At 70.1% G+C, this 13,321-nt stretch carries 12 protein-coding genes; 3 read left to right on the top strand and 9 right to left on the bottom strand.

Going from position 1 to position 13,321, the window contains the following annotated elements; genetic code table 11:
- Window positions 1-20 precede the first annotated feature (20 nt).
- Window positions 21-2,993 (bottom strand): UPF0182 family protein, encoded by a 2,973-nt coding sequence (locus tag ACIQAK_RS07620; protein WP_366387811.1) that lies wholly within the window; start codon window positions 2,991-2,993, stop codon window positions 21-23.
- A gap of 136 nt (window positions 2,994-3,129) precedes the next feature.
- Here ACIQAK_RS07620 and ACIQAK_RS07615 point away from each other — a divergent pair, with 136 nt between their 5' ends.
- Window positions 3,130-3,690, top strand: coding sequence for a PPA1309 family protein (locus ACIQAK_RS07615; protein ID WP_366387365.1), 561 nt, complete (start codon window positions 3,130-3,132; stop codon window positions 3,688-3,690).
- Window positions 3,691-3,792: 102 nt separating this feature from the next.
- Here ACIQAK_RS07615 and ACIQAK_RS07610 read toward each other — a convergent pair whose 3' ends face one another.
- The 4 genes from ACIQAK_RS07610 to ACIQAK_RS07595 all read right to left on the bottom strand — a co-directional run bounded on the left by ACIQAK_RS07610 (window position 3,793) and on the right by ACIQAK_RS07595 (window position 7,052).
- The gene (locus tag ACIQAK_RS07610) at window positions 3,793-4,896 is read right to left on the bottom strand and encodes a PDZ domain-containing protein (protein WP_366387364.1); all 1,104 of its coding nucleotides are present in this window, start codon (window positions 4,894-4,896) and stop codon (window positions 3,793-3,795) included.
- 104 nt (window positions 4,897-5,000) lie between these two features.
- Window positions 5,001-5,171, bottom strand: coding sequence for a hypothetical protein (locus ACIQAK_RS07605; RefSeq protein ID WP_366387363.1), 171 nt, complete (start codon window positions 5,169-5,171; stop codon window positions 5,001-5,003).
- A 126-nt stretch (window positions 5,172-5,297) separates the two neighbouring features.
- Complete coding sequence (locus tag ACIQAK_RS07600) at window positions 5,298-5,759, bottom strand: molybdenum cofactor biosynthesis protein MoaE (RefSeq protein WP_366387362.1); 462 nt, start codon at window positions 5,757-5,759, stop codon at window positions 5,298-5,300.
- A 135-nt stretch (window positions 5,760-5,894) separates the two neighbouring features.
- Window positions 5,895-7,052, bottom strand: a complete 1,158-nt coding sequence (locus ACIQAK_RS07595; protein ID WP_366387361.1) for an SDR family oxidoreductase — start codon at window positions 7,050-7,052, stop codon at window positions 5,895-5,897.
- A 190-nt stretch (window positions 7,053-7,242) separates the two neighbouring features.
- On the opposite strand from ACIQAK_RS07595, the gene ACIQAK_RS07590 reads away from it, so the two are divergent.
- The gene (locus tag ACIQAK_RS07590) at window positions 7,243-8,682 is read left to right on the top strand and encodes a zinc-dependent metalloprotease (protein WP_366387360.1); all 1,440 of its coding nucleotides are present in this window, start codon (window positions 7,243-7,245) and stop codon (window positions 8,680-8,682) included.
- Entirely contained in the window at window positions 8,679-9,218 is a 540-nt protein-coding gene (locus ACIQAK_RS07585; RefSeq protein WP_366387359.1) for an NUDIX hydrolase, read from the top strand. Before ACIQAK_RS07590 ends, ACIQAK_RS07585 begins: the two co-directional genes overlap by 4 nt.
- Window positions 9,219-9,336: 118 nt before the next feature.
- Here the strand turns inward: ACIQAK_RS07585 and ACIQAK_RS07580 are convergent, their stop codons facing one another.
- The 4 genes from ACIQAK_RS07580 to ACIQAK_RS07565 all read right to left on the bottom strand — a co-directional run bounded on the left by ACIQAK_RS07580 (window position 9,337) and on the right by ACIQAK_RS07565 (window position 13,173).
- Entirely contained in the window at window positions 9,337-10,092 is a 756-nt protein-coding gene (locus ACIQAK_RS07580) for an AIM24 family protein (protein ID WP_366387358.1), read from the bottom strand.
- Between the two features lie 16 nt (window positions 10,093-10,108).
- The gene (locus ACIQAK_RS07575) at window positions 10,109-10,789 is read right to left on the bottom strand and encodes an AIM24 family protein (RefSeq protein ID WP_366387357.1); all 681 of its coding nucleotides are present in this window, start codon (window positions 10,787-10,789) and stop codon (window positions 10,109-10,111) included.
- Between the two features lie 11 nt (window positions 10,790-10,800).
- Window positions 10,801-12,411: a TerD family protein gene (locus tag ACIQAK_RS07570; protein WP_366387356.1), complete on the bottom strand. Its 1,611-nt coding sequence runs from the start codon at window positions 12,409-12,411 to the stop codon at window positions 10,801-10,803.
- Window positions 12,412-12,531: 120 nt separating this feature from the next.
- Entirely contained in the window at window positions 12,532-13,173 is a 642-nt protein-coding gene (locus ACIQAK_RS07565) for a M48 family metallopeptidase (RefSeq protein ID WP_366387355.1), read from the bottom strand.
- Window positions 13,174-13,321 lie beyond the last annotated feature (148 nt).

The raw sequence follows: 13,321 nt of genomic DNA, 5'->3' as shown, positions 1-13,321 counted from the left end.
CGACGCGGGGTGGGCCCTGCTCAGGTGCCCTGGTCGCCGCCCTGCCCGGCCTCGTCGCCCTGATCTGGCTTCTTGGCCGGGTCCGCTCCGCCGCCCTTCTCCGGAGCGGCGGCCCGGTCGCCCTCGGCACCGCCCTTGGGCTGCGCCGCGGCCGCACGCTCGAGCGCCTCCTGGAGGGCGTCCTGGGCCTTGCCGTAGGCGGGCCAGTCCTGCTCCTTCAGCGCCGTCTCACCGTCCTCGTACGCCTTCTGGGCGTCCGCGATGGCCTTCTTGAGCGCGTCGCTGCCGGTGGCCGGCGGCTTGGTGGTGTCGCCCGGCGGCTCACTGGGGTCGGGTGGTGTGGTCTCCGAGTCCCCGTCGACCCCGAAGACCGCGTTGAGCGCGTCTCCCAGGCTGTTCTCGAAGACGATCTTCGAGCCGTACGAGGCGGCCACCTTGCGCAGCAGCGGATAGTTCTGCGTGCCGCCGCGGGTGTAGACGGGCTCGATGTAGAGGAAGCCGCCTTCGAGCGGCACCGTGAGCAGGTTGCCGTACTCGATGTCGGAGTCCGTGCCCTTGAGGTTCCTCACGAACTCGGCGACGTCGTCGTTGCCGTTGAGCTCACTCTGTACCTGGCCCGGGCCCTTCACCGTGGAGGTGACCCGGAGCAGTCTCATCGTGCCGTAGTCCTTGCTGGCCGCGTCCGCGTTCACCGCCATGAAGGCGCCGAGGTTCGGGCGCCCCCTGGGGGTGAACGTGGTGGTCAGGGAGAACTGCCGCTCGTTCTGGCCCGGCATCTTCATGCTCAGGTAGTACGGCGGGACGGAGCCCGGCTCCTTGTTGGTCGGGTCGTCCGGCACCTGCCACGCGTCGGAGCCGCTGTAGAACTGCGCGGGGTTCTCGACGTGGTAGCGGGTGAGCAGCTCGCGCTGGACCTTGAAGAGGTCCTGCGGATACCGCAGGTGGTCCATCAGATCCGTGGGGATCTTCGAACGGGACTCCACCGTGCCCGGGAACGCCTTGCGCCAGGTCTTGAGGACCGGGTCCTTGGTGTCCCACTCGTAGAGCCTGACCTTGCCGTCGTACGCGTCGACGGTGGCCTTCACCGAGTTGCGGATGTAGTTGACCTGGTTCTGCTGGGCGACGACCGCGCGCTGGTTGGTGGTCAGCGAATCGGCCGTGGTGTCACCGAGAGTCGTACGGGAGGCGTACGGGTAGCCGTTCGTCGTGGTGTAGGCGTCGACGATCCACTGGATCCGCTTGTTGACGACCGCCGGGTAGGCGTCGCCGTCGATGGTCAGCCACGGGGCGACCGCCTCGACGCGCTCCTTGGGCGTGCGGTTGTACAGGATGCGCGAGCCGTCACCGATGGCTCCGGAATACATGATCTGCGGCTCGCTGAGCGAGACCGCGTACGCGGCACGGTTGAAGGTGTTGGCGAGGCTGACCCCGCTGCCACCCTTGTAGCTGGTGGTCTTCTCGCCGTCCTCCTCGTAGTCGAGCTCCTTCTGGGGCCCGCCGACGATGGAGTACTGCTCGGTCTTCTCGCCGTAGTAGATCCGCTGCTCGTAGTCCCCGAACTCACCGGTGGACGGCAGACCCGACTCGGTGAAGTCCGGGGACCCCGTCGGGTTGGTGCCGGTGGTGGTGCCCCGGGCCGCGATGGCGCCGTAGCCGTGGGTGTACGTGAAGTGGTCGTTGATCCAGTTCCGCTTGGGCAGGCCCTGGATGTTCAGCTCCCGCAGACCGATGACGGTGTCCTGCTCCTTGCCGTCCTCGGCCTTGTAGCGGTCGACGTCCAGCGTCTTGGGGAACTGGTAGTAGTTCCTGCGCTGCTGGAGCTGCTGGAAGGCCGGGGAGACGACGTTGGGGTCCATCACGCGGTAGCTGGCGGCCGTGTTGGCGGCGGCCCTCAGCTTGGTGTCGTCGCCCGTGGTGGCCTGGCCGGAGTAGTCCTCCATCTCCGCGCCGTCGATGTCGTACGCATCGCGGGTCGCGTCGATGTTCTTCTGGATGAACGGCGCTTCCTTGGCCTGCTCGTTCGGCTGGACCTGGAACTTCTGCACGATCGCCGGGTAGAGCCCGCCGATCAGGATCGCCGAGAGCACCATCAGGCCGAAGCCGATGACCGGCAGCTGCCAGGTGCGGCGCCACAGCGTCGCGAAGAAGAGGACCGCGCAGATCGCCGCGATGAAGAACAGGATGGTCTTCGCCGGGAGATAGGCGTTCGCGTCGACGTACCGCAGGCCCGTCCAGTTGTCCGCGGCCTTGAAGTCACTGGACTTCACCGCGAGCCCGTACCGGTCGAGCCAGTAGGCCACGGCCTTCAGGGAGACGAAGATGCCGAGCAGCACCGAGAGATGACCGGTGGCCGCGGCGGTGGCGCGGGCGCCGGGGCTGGTGATGCGCAGCCCGCCGTACAGGTAGTGGGTCAGGGCGGCGGCGATCAGCGAGAGAACCGTCGCCGCGAAGCCGAAGCCCAGCAGGAAGCGGTACCACGGCAGATCGAAGGCGTAGAAGGAGACGTCCAGCTTGAACTGGGGGTCCTTCGTGCCGAACGGCACGCCGTTGACGTACATCAGCCAGGTGCGCCACTGACCGGAGGCGGACGCTCCGGCGATCAGACCGACGAGCGCGGTGACGGCGAGGAGCACCCACTTCTTGAAGGGGGCGACGCTCATCCGATAGCGGTCCAGGCTCTGCTGCTCCAGCGACATCGCGCTCAGCGGCGGCCGGAGCCGGTGCGCGAGCCAGATGTTGACGCCGATGGCCAGGGCCATCAGCAGTCCGAAGACGAGGAACAGCCCGATCTTGGTCCACAGGGTGGTGGTGAAGACGGAGGAATACGCCACCGACCGATACCAGAGCCAGTCCGTCCAGAACCCGGCGAACATGACGAAGGCCATGGCGAGAACCGCCAGGACCCCCAACGTCATCAGCAGGGTGCGGACCCGCCGGGACGGGCGGCCGACACTGATCCGTGGCCCGGTGGGGCCTCCGCCGCGGTCCGGCATCTGGAAAGCCAACGTGCGCACCTCGAAGTTCGCGGTCGTGTGGAGCGGCCCCAGCGATCGTAGAGCCCACCTATGCAACTTACTGAAGCTTTACCTAGTTCCCGATACCGGGGCCGAAGGAGGCAGGATATTGCCCATGCCCAACGTTTCCCCCGCAGGACCCCCGATGGCAGCGAGCCCGCTCACCGTCGCCGTCCTCGAAATCGACGCCTACGCCTCCACCCTCGGCTGGGACCAGCCAGCCCGGCTGTTCGCCCTGGTCGACACCGCCCGGCTGCGGGTCCAGGAGCCGGGCCTCGCCGCTCAGCTCGGGCTGGACGACGCCGCCTCCACGACCGCTTCCCTCACACCGATCGAGCAGGAGGAGCCGCCCGCCGGTACCGCCCTGGACGATTTCCTCGGCACCATCGCCTGGCCCGACGCCGTGGTCGGCTGCGCCATGACCGTGGAGCGGCTGATGCTGCCGCCGTCCGCCGAGGCCTCCGTACCGGAAGGGCTCAGCGACAAGAAGCTCACCCAGTGGGTGGCCAAGCACCCGGACCGGCAGGAGGTGCGGATGACGGTGGCCGTGCTCCGGGACGGGGCGCGCGAGTCCGCCGTGCGGCTGCGCGAGAAGGACTCCCCCACCGAGGTGCTGACCGGCGCCGGCCTGGTCCCGGGGCTCGCCGAGGCCCTCGCGGCGACGTTCGAGTCCTGACGGCCCGTCGTCGGTCCAGGCACTTCGTCCGGTCCCCGCCCCTCGCCCGGTCCCCGCCCCTTGTCCGGTTCCCGCTCGGTCCGGGCGGGGCCGGGTGCGGTGTCAGCCGGCCGAGCAGCTCGGCAGCGCGTCGGTCTTTCCCGCGCTGATCCGCTCCAGCGACGTCCTGGCGTCGTCGATGGTCTTGACCCGGACCAGGGTCAGCCCGTCCGGGGTGTCCGAGGCGGCCGCGGCGCAGTTGTCGTCGGGCGTGAGGAAGTAGCGGGCTCCCGCCTCCCGGGCGCCGACCAGCTTCATGTTGATCCCGCCGATCGGACCGACCTTGCCGGCGTCGTCGATGGTTCCGGTGCCGGCGACGAACGAGCCGCCGGTCAGATTGCCCGGGGTGAGCTTGTCGATGATGCCCAGGGAGAACATCAGCCCGGCGCTGGGGCCGCCGACGTCCGCGAGCTCGATGTCGATCTCGAACGGGAACGTGTGGTCCGTACCCGCCCTGATCCCGACGATCGCCCGGTCCTCACCGCCCTCCTCCGAGGCGGGCGCCTTCTCGGTGGTGATGGTGATCTTCCGACCGCCCTCGGGGGTCCGGTCGGCCTTCTCGGCGGCGGCCGCCTCCTTGGCCGGGACGATGGTGAAGGTGACGTTCTCGCCGGGCTGGTGCTCGGTGACGAGCTCGGCGACATCGCCGGGCTCCTTGACCACGGTGCCGTCCACGGCCTTGATCACGTCACCGGCGTGCAGCTTGCCCTCGGAGGGGCTGCCCTTGACCACGGTGGAGACCACGACCTGGGTGGCGACCGGGATGTCCAGCTCCTTCAGGGCGGCGACCTTGGCGCTCTCCTGGGACTGGCTGAACTCCTCGGCGTTCTCCTGGGTGGACTGCTCCTCGGTCTTGCCGTCCGGGTAGAGCGTGTCGTGCGGGACGACGACACTGTCGTGGGCCAGCCAGCCCCAGACGGCCTCACCCAGGTTCATCCGGTAGTCCGCTCCGGTGACGCGGACCGTCGTCATGTTGAGGTGCCCGGATGTCGGGTACGTCTTGCGACCGGTGATCCGCAGGACCGGCTCGCCACGCGCCTCGCCCAGGGTGTTCACCGTCGGCCCGGGAGACATCTCCGCGTACGGCACTTTGATCAGCAGGCCTGCGCAGAACAGCGCGATGAGGATGAGGGTGGAGGCGAGCATCGTCGCGGTGCGGCGTGGCATGGAACGACAGTACGGGAAGGGCCCGTGAGTCCACCGCCGGGGCCGGGCCGTCCGGGAAGGGGCGCGGGCGCGGCGGAAAGAGTGTCACGCGGCGTTCGACGGCCTCAGAGAGCCTCGGAACCGGAGTCCGATTTCTCCATCGCGTCACGGAACCTGGCGTATCCGGCGAGTTCGGTGACATCGCCGATCGTGCGGTTGCGAGCAGCCCAGCCCGCCCATATCGCACCACCGACAGCAGCGAAAAGTGGAATCAACAGCCAAGCGAGTGCCGCCATCACGACCTCCCTACCCCATGAGCGATCGAATGATCGATCTGCAGATTAACAATCCGGAAGACCAACGCTCACGGCAGGGGTGCGGTTACGCAAATCGGGGCTGATGCGCCCCGGTCCGGTTTGCGCTCAGCAGGCGCCGACCCACTCCTCCGTACCGTCGGAGAAACGCTGGTGCTTCCAGATCGGAACGTCGTGCTTGAGGTCGTCGATGAGCTTGCGGCAGGCGGCGAAGGCCTCCGCGCGGTGCGGACAGGCGACGGCGACGACCACCGCCAGATCGCCCACGTCCAGTTCACCCACCCGGTGGACGGCGGCGAGGCCGCGGACCGGGAAGTCGGCGACCACCTTCTCCGCCACTCGGCGCAGCTCGTCCTGGGCCGAGGGGTGGCAGGAGTAGCCGAGCGCGCCGACGTCCTGCCCGCCGTCGTGGTTGCGCACGGTGCCGACGAAGAGGGCGATGCCGCCCGCCGCGTCGTCCCCGACGGCGCGGAAGACCTCGTCGACGGAGAGTTCGCTCTCCCGGATCGCCAGCAGCCGGATGGGGTCCGAAGCCGCCTGCTCGCCGGGGTGGTCCTGGGTGCGTGCCATGCCCCCATCGTGCCGTACGGCACCGACATCGCGGAATTGCCGGTTCGACCGGCCGACGGGCGACCGCGTTGGAGTCTCCTACAGGTGGCTGTCGGAGCCTCCTACAGGTGGCTGGAGGGCCGCCGCTGGTGCGGCTCAGATGCGGCGGCGGGCCTTGCGGGCGCGGCGGACCAGGGCGGCCGTGCCGAGCAGGGCGACCGTGGCGCCGGCGGCGGTGGCCGTGGCGGCGGTGGCGTCCTTGCGGCCGAGACGGCGTCCGGCGAGGGTGTGGCGTCCCTCGACCTCTTCGAGGAGCGCCCCGAGGACCTCCTCGTTGGTCCACTTCGGCCGCCATCCCGCGTCGTGCAGCCGGCTCACGCTGACCACCCAGGGGTGCATCGTGTACGCCAGGTCGCCGGCCGGGGACGGGGTGAGTCCGATGCGGTGCAGTCGGGCGGCCGCCCCCAGGGCGACGGCGGAGGGCAGCTCCATCCGGCGTACGCCGCTGAGCTCCTCGACCTCCTCCTGTTCGAGCCAGCCGTCGCAGCCGACCGCGAGCTCTCCGTCGATCTTCTCCAGAGCGGCGTACTCCAGGGCCGTCACCAGATCGTCGACGTGGCAGAACTGCCAGGTGGGGCGCGATCCGGCGACGACCAGGAGGCGCGGTGACTCGAAGTAGCGGGTCAAGGCGGTGTCCGTGCCGCCGACCAGGACGGTGGGGCGCACGACGGTGACGTTGAGCCCGGGGTGGGCGCGGGGCGCGCGGCGGCCGAGCCGTTCGATCTCCAGGAGGTCCCCGACCCCGGTGGCCTCCGCGGTGGCGCGCAGTTCGGCGTCCTCGGAGAGGGGCACATCGTTGTCGGGCAGCGCACCGTAGACCATCGCCGAGGTGCACAGCACGACCCGGTGGACTCCGGCGGCGGCCGCGGCGGTGAGCACGGTCTGGGTGCCGCGTACGTTGTAGGCGGTGCGGGCGGCGGGGTCGGTCTCCAGGTCGAGGTCGAGCGCCAGGTGCACGACGACGTCCGCGCCGCGCAGCTTGTCGGCGATGGCCGGATCGCGTACGTCCAGGATGTGCCAGGTCGCCTCGGAGACCTCCCCGCGGCGTTCGTCGATCGCGATGACCTGCTTGATCGCCTCGGACGCGGCGAGATGGGCGGTCAGCAGCTCACCGACGCCGGTCGCGGCACCGGTGACCGCGACGACGGGGCCCCGGTTTCTGGGGGCCTTGGGACGTTTGTCCTCAGGCGTGCTTTCGGGCGAGGGGTCGGTCAGGTTTCGCGCTGCGCGAACCTGCGGATCTGGGGAACTCACCGGGCGTCTCCAGCGGTTGTCTTCAGTACGTGCGCGAATGACGCGTACGTACCAGGTGGCGTCCATCCTGCCGCAGGCCGGGAGTCGGCGGAGCACCGAGGCCCGAAGCGGGCGTGGTGTCTACGCTGGATGGTGATGTCGGGCAGTCGCCGTCGGTTCGAGCCGACGGCCCTACGAGCCGAGGAAACCCGTGAGTAACACCCCATTCGGATTCGGCCTTCCGCCGGAGGAGCCGGAGAACGGCGACGAGGGCAAGAAGAAGGACCCCACCGAAGGTGGGCAGAGCGCGGGCGGGCCGGGAAACCCGTTCGGTTTCGGGCCGGGGGCGGGCGGGGACAACCCGTTCGCCGCGATGTTCGGCTCGATGAATCCGAACGATCTCGGTGCGGCCTTCCAGCAGCTCGGCCAGATGCTGAGCTACGAGGGCGGCCCCGTGAACTGGGACATGGCCAAGCAGATCGCCCGCCAGACCGTCTCTCAGGGGACGGCCGACGGCACCAAGGACGCCAGCGTCGGCCCCTCCGAGCGGACGGCGGTCGACGAGGCGCTGCGGCTGGCCGACCTGTGGCTGGACGGCGTGACGTCGATGCCCTCCGGTTCGGTCTCCACCGTGGCGTGGAGCCGCGCGGAGTGGGTCGAGGCGTCGCTGCCGGCCTGGCAGCAGCTGGTCGACCCGGTGGCCGAGCGGGTGGGCCTGGCCATGGGCGATGTGCTGCCCGAGGAGATGCAGGCCATGGCGGGCCCGCTGATCGGCATGATGCGGTCGATGGGCGGCGCCATGTTCGGCCAGCAGATCGGGCAGGCCGTGGGCACGCTGGCCGGTGAGGTGGTCGGGTCGACGGACATCGGGCTGCCGCTGGGCCCGGCGGGCAAGGCCGCGCTGCTCCCGTTGAACGTCGCCCAGTTCGGCAAGGACCTCAGCGTCCCGCAGGACGAGGTGCGGCTGTATCTGGCCCTGCGCGAGGCCGCCCACCAGCGGCTCTTCGCCCATGTGCCATGGCTGCGCTCGCACCTGTTCGGCGCGGTCGAGTCGTACGCACGGGGCATCAAGGTCGACACCAGCAAGCTGGAGGACGTCGTCGGCCAGTTCGACCCCTCGCAGCCCGAGCAGTTGCAGGACGCCCTCCAGCAGGGCATGTTCCAGCCGGAGGACACGCCCGAGCAGAAGGCCTCCCTGGCCCGCCTGGAAACGGCCCTGGCGCTCGTCGAGGGCTGGGTGGACGCGGTGGTGCACGAGGCCGCGAAGTCCCGGCTGACCTCGTCGGACGCCCTGCGCGAGACGATGCGCAGGCGCCGTGCCTCCGGGGGTCCGGCCGAGCAGACGTTCGCCACGCTCATCGGTCTCCAACTGCGTCCGCGCCGACTGCGCGACGCCTCGCGGCTGTGGGCCTCGCTCACCGACGCCCGGGGGCTGGAGGGCCGCGACGCGCTGTGGGAGCACCCGGACATGCTGCCGACCGCTCACGACCTGGACGACCCGGACGGTTTCGTCCACCACGAGCAGGCGGACTTCTCCGAGCTGGACAAGATGCTCGGCGAGGCGGCGGAGGGCTCGCGGAAGCCCGCAGCCGAGGAGGAGCCGAAGCCGACCGACGCCGAGGACGACGGCAGGGACGGCCGCGACCAGTGACCCTGCACGACGACGCCACCCTCGTACTGAAGGGTTACGCCCCCGAGAACGCGGCCGGCGGCCAGGCGGAGCTGCGCCAGACCTACCTGGACCATCTGGCGCTCCATCCCGACGGCCTGTGGAAGGCGTGCGGGGCCGGGCATGTGACGGCCAGCGCCCTGGTGATCGATCCGGAGCGGGGGAAGGTCCTGCTCACCCTGCACCGGAAGCTGCGGATGTGGCTCCAGATGGGTGGCCACTGCGAGGAGGGGGACCCCACCCTGGAGGCGGCGGCGCTCCGTGAGGCGACGGAGGAGTCCGGCATCACGGGACTCACCCTGCTGCCGGGCGGCCCGGTCCGGCTGGACCGGCACCCCATTCCCTCCCCCTGCGCCTGGCACCTCGATGTGCAGTACGCGGCACTGGCCCCGGCGGGCGTGGCGGAGCGGATCAGCGAGGAGTCCCTGGAGCTGCGCTGGTTCGACTACGGGGATGTGCCCGGGGTGGCCGACGCCTCCGTCGTACGGCTGCTGGAGGCGACCCGGTCCCGGCTGTAGCGGCAGGCTGGATGGGCGTGCGCGTAAGGCGCGTGCGTAAGGCGCGTGCGTAAGGCGCGTGCGTAAGGGGCGACCTCTGTGGAGGCCGCCCCTTACCGCCGTGCACGGCGAGTTCCGGTCAGTTCCAGGCGTTGTTCTGGTTCTGGCCGTGGGCACCCTGCTGGCCCACGCCGAACTGGGCCCCGGCCCCCTGGCCGATCTGGGCGTTCTGCGGAGGCATGACCTCGCTCGGCTGGACCAGGGCGAAGCCCTGTCCGAGGAAGCTCAGCTCCCAGCCCTCGCCGGTGTTGCCGCGGCGCCTGAAGACACCGGTGGAGTGCGTCTGGGCCTGCATCTGCACCCGCAGGGCGCTGGACCAGGCGACGATGGCGTCGGCGTCCACGTTGACGTACTTCTCGGGCGTGACCTGCATCATCAGAGGCAGGCCGGAGGTCATGAGCGCGACCTTGCCACTGCCGGAGATGTTGAGCTGGTACTTGCCGCTGCCGGAGATGCCGTACTGGCTGTCCACCGCGATGACCTCGGTGTGCAGCGAGGAGTCGAGCGCGAGGACGTAGGAGCTGTCCACGGTCATCCCCTCCCGGTCGACGTCCACGACATGGACGTACTGGGCCAGGTTGGCGAAGTAGACCGTGCCCTGGCCGGACACGCGCATCAGGTCGAGGCCCTCGCCGGTGCGCGCGCGGGCGCGGCGCCGGCCCTGCGACTGGTATTCGCCGTCGAAGTCCATCAACCCCTGGTACGCGACCATGGCGCCCTTGCGGGCGAGGATGTCGTCCTGCCCGGTCAGCGTCACCCGCAGGAGCTGCGGATTCTGCATCGCGTACCGGTCCTGGGACTGCTGCTCGGTGTGGCTGAAAAGCGGACTCTGCATGGTGTGTTCCCTCCCCTCAGTTCCGGATCCGCAGGCGGTCCGTACTGTCCTCGCTCGGCTGGACGACGACGATGCCCTGTCCGGAGAAGGCCATCTGGTACGCCTCGCCACTGCCCCGCCCGATCAGCGCCCCGGCCTTGAAGCTGCGCTTGCCCTTCACCTTGAGGTTCGGGGACCAGGCGACCAGGGCGTCCGGGTCGACGTACGTCTCGTCCTCGCCGCGTCCGCAGTCGACGACGATCGGGGTGCCCCGGGAGGTGATGGCCACCCACCCGGTGCCCTGGACGACGACGTTCCACAGCCCCTGTCCGGCGAACTTGGCCAGCCCCTTGACCTTCTCCACGCCCCAGGTGAGATGGGCGTCGAAGGCGAGGAGGTTGGTGCCGTTGACGGAGAGGGAGTCGTTGTTCAGGTTGATGACGACCACGTCGGCGCCGTAGTCGGCGAGGTAGAGCAGTCCGTCACCGGAGCACTTCATGACGGGTGCGCCCTCGCCGGTGATCCACTGGGAGGCGATCTGCCGGACGGCGGGCGGGTTGGGCTCGTACTGGATGAACCCCTCGTACGCCACCATCGAGCCGGTGCGCGCGTAGAGGTCCTGCCCGGAGGCCATGGCGACCTTGAGCATGGTCCTGCCGTGGTTCTCCATCCGGGCGGTGACGGGGGTAGGGGCGAAGCCCGCGAGTTGCTGGTTCATGACGGGCTCCCTCAGACCTCGTAGGGCTGGACGACGATGAAGTTGCCGGGTGCTCCCCGGAACTGGAGGTTCACGGTCTCGCCGCTGTGCCCCGGGTAGGCGTTGCGGCGCAACCGGACCTGGCTGGAGACGATCACCTGGGAGGCGGCCGACCAGGCCACCACCGCGTTGCAGTCGGCGAACGTGGTGGGGGTGACCGGCAGGACGACCGGAGTCCCGTGGGTCTTGATGATCACGGTGCCGGTGCCCTGGAACTGCATGGTGAACAGGGCTCCGCCGGGGATGCCGTGCCCCTCGATCCTGCGGACCTCGTACTGGAGGGACTCGTCGAAGGCGAGGACGCTCTCGGCGGAGACACAGATGGCGTCGCCCTGGAGTTCGATCGGGTGCAGGTGCGAGCCCTCCTCGGCGAGGAAGACCTGGCCGCGGCCGGTACAGCGCATCAGCTGCATCTCCTGGCCGGTGGCGTTGCCGACGGCGCGGCCGACGAACCCGGCGCTCTTGTAGCCGAAGTCGACCTTGCCCTGGTACATCACCATGCTGCCCTGGCGGGCCAGCACCCCGGCGCCGCCCATGGTCAGATCGACCCGCATGAGCTGCTGGTTCTGCGGGGTCCAGCGCTGTCCGGTGGCGGTCTCCTTGTACGGCTGGAGGGCCGCCTGAAGCCCGGCGCCGGTCGCCGGGACGCCCTGCGGCACGCCGGGGGTCTGCTGCCCGAAGGCCGGCGGGGCGGGCTGCCCGTACGGTGCCGGGGCCGGCTGTCCGTAGGGGGCGGGCGCGGGCTGACCGTAGGGCGGCGTCGGCGGGGCTCCCTGGCCGGGGACCTGGCCGAACTGCGGCTGCTGGGGCTGGTGACCGGGCTGGCCGTACGGGGACGGGGCCGAAGGCGCCTGGAGGGAGAGCGGCGCCGCGATCGTGGGCGCCGCGTGCACCGGCGGCTGCGATGCGGGGGCGGGCGCGGGCGGGGCGCCGAAGGACGGGGCGGGCTGCGGGGCCTGGGATGCGGGCGGGGCCGCGAAGGCCGGGGGCGCGGCGGTGGCCTGAGCCGGCGGCGCGAACCCCGGGGCCGCCTGCGGGGCCGCGGGGGCCTCTTCCTCGGCGACCTCGCCGCCGAAGTTCTTCAGGAGCGCGTCGAGGCCGCCGTCGAAGCCCTGGCCGACCGCGGCGAAGCGCCAGACGTCCTTCAGGTAGAAGTCACCGAGCATCACCGCGCGCTCGGTGGTGAACTCCGAACCGGTGAAGGCGTATCGGACCACTTCCTCCCCGCCCGCGACGATCCGGATGTACCCGGGGCCGATCTGCGACATCTGCCCGGCACCGTCGAGCGTCGCGGTGAAGGAGAGCCTGTGGATGCCGGCCGGGATGCGGTCGAGCGTGACGCGGAAGGACTCGGCGTCGCCGGACTGCGCACCGAGCAGCTGAATGGACTCCTCGGGCGATTTCGGCTGGTTGAAGAAGATGAAATACCGGTCGTCCGAGAGCCGTTCGTCGGCGTCCAGGCCGAAGCAGCTGATGTCGAAGGTCAGTCCAGGGGCGGCGATCTGCACACCTACGTACAGATCTGTCCCTGGTGTGAGATCACTGATCTTGGCCTTGTGGCCTCGTTGGAATTCCCTGGCCATACGTAACGACCGTCCCCCATCCCGAAGGTGAATGCGTCGCGTCAGGCTAACCGCAAACCGCGAGATCCGGCCAAGCCGGTACACACCCGGTACAGAATCGCCGAACACGGTTCGTCGGGATCATGAAACGCGTGGATCTTCTTCCGCGCGCATGGTCGGCAGATGGGGCAGCTGCTCGGCCGCCACCACTCCTTCGAGGTAACCGCGGGCCCGCTCGGTGCGCGGGTAGGCCTCCAGCAGCCGCCAGAACCCCGGGCCGTGTCCGGGGACGAGCAGATGCGCCAGCTCATGGACGAGTACGTAGTCGACGACGTACTCCGGCATGCCCTGGAGCCGGTGCGAGAGCCGGATACTGCCCTCGACGGGGGTGCACGAGCCCCAGCGGGTGTTCTGGTTGGTCACCCAGCGCACCGATGCGGGCCGGGCCCTGCCGTCGAAGTACTGGGCGGACAGCCGCTCGGCCCGCTCCATGAGCTCGGCGTCCCCGAGGACCCGCTTGCTCTCCCGGGCCGCGAGCTTGTCGAGCATGACGCCCACCCAGCGGCGCTCCTCCGCCTCCGACATCCGGGCGGGGATGAGCACGATCGTGCGGTCGCCCTCCCGGTACGCGGAGACCGATTTCCTGCGCCGGGTGCTCCTGCGGACCTCGACCGCGCTCGTCGCCGACGGAAGGGGCGCACGGGCGGCCGCGCCGGACTGATGGATTCCGGCGCCGCGCACGGGGGTCTTCCCGGCGACAGCGGGTGACGGGTCTGCGGGCACGACTCGACGTTACCCGCTGTCAGTGGGGGAAGTCCCGCCTCCGGTCCGCTCGGCTCCGGTCCGCTCGTCACCGGTCCGCTCGGCTCCGGTCCGCTCACCGCCGGTCCGCTCATCACTAAAACGATGAATACCCCTACCTGTGGATAAC

The sequence above is a fragment of the Streptomyces sp. NPDC088706 genome, assembly GCF_044752765.1.
GTDB lineage: Bacteria > Actinomycetota > Actinomycetes > Streptomycetales > Streptomycetaceae > Streptomyces.
The sequence above is the reverse complement of the archived record's forward strand: the minus strand, read 5'-3'. Positions and strand labels throughout refer to the sequence as shown.

What these genes read in the sequence shown, in the direction of transcription:
- ACIQAK_RS07605 (WP_366387363.1), bottom strand. Translation starts at nt 5,171, where the DNA reads ATGGCGGCACTCGCTTGGCTGTTGATTCCACTTTTCGCTGCTGTCGGT.
- ACIQAK_RS07575 (WP_366387357.1), bottom strand. Translation starts at nt 10,789, where the DNA reads ATGAACCAGCAACTCGCGGGCTTCGCCCCTACCCCCGTCACCGCCCGG.
- ACIQAK_RS07610 (WP_366387364.1), bottom strand. Translation starts at nt 4,896, where the DNA reads ATGCCACGCCGCACCGCGACGATGCTCGCCTCCACCCTCATCCTCATC.
- ACIQAK_RS07620 (WP_366387811.1), bottom strand. Translation starts at nt 2,993, where the DNA reads ATGCCGGACCGCGGCGGAGGCCCCACCGGGCCACGGATCAGTGTCGGC.
- ACIQAK_RS07600 (WP_366387362.1), bottom strand. Translation starts at nt 5,759, where the DNA reads ATGGCACGCACCCAGGACCACCCCGGCGAGCAGGCGGCTTCGGACCCC.
- ACIQAK_RS07615 (WP_366387365.1), top strand. Translation starts at nt 3,130, where the DNA reads ATGCCCAACGTTTCCCCCGCAGGACCCCCGATGGCAGCGAGCCCGCTC.
- ACIQAK_RS07580 (WP_366387358.1), bottom strand. Translation starts at nt 10,092, where the DNA reads ATGCAGAGTCCGCTTTTCAGCCACACCGAGCAGCAGTCCCAGGACCGG.
- ACIQAK_RS07570 (WP_366387356.1), bottom strand. Translation starts at nt 12,411, where the DNA reads ATGGCCAGGGAATTCCAACGAGGCCACAAGGCCAAGATCAGTGATCTC.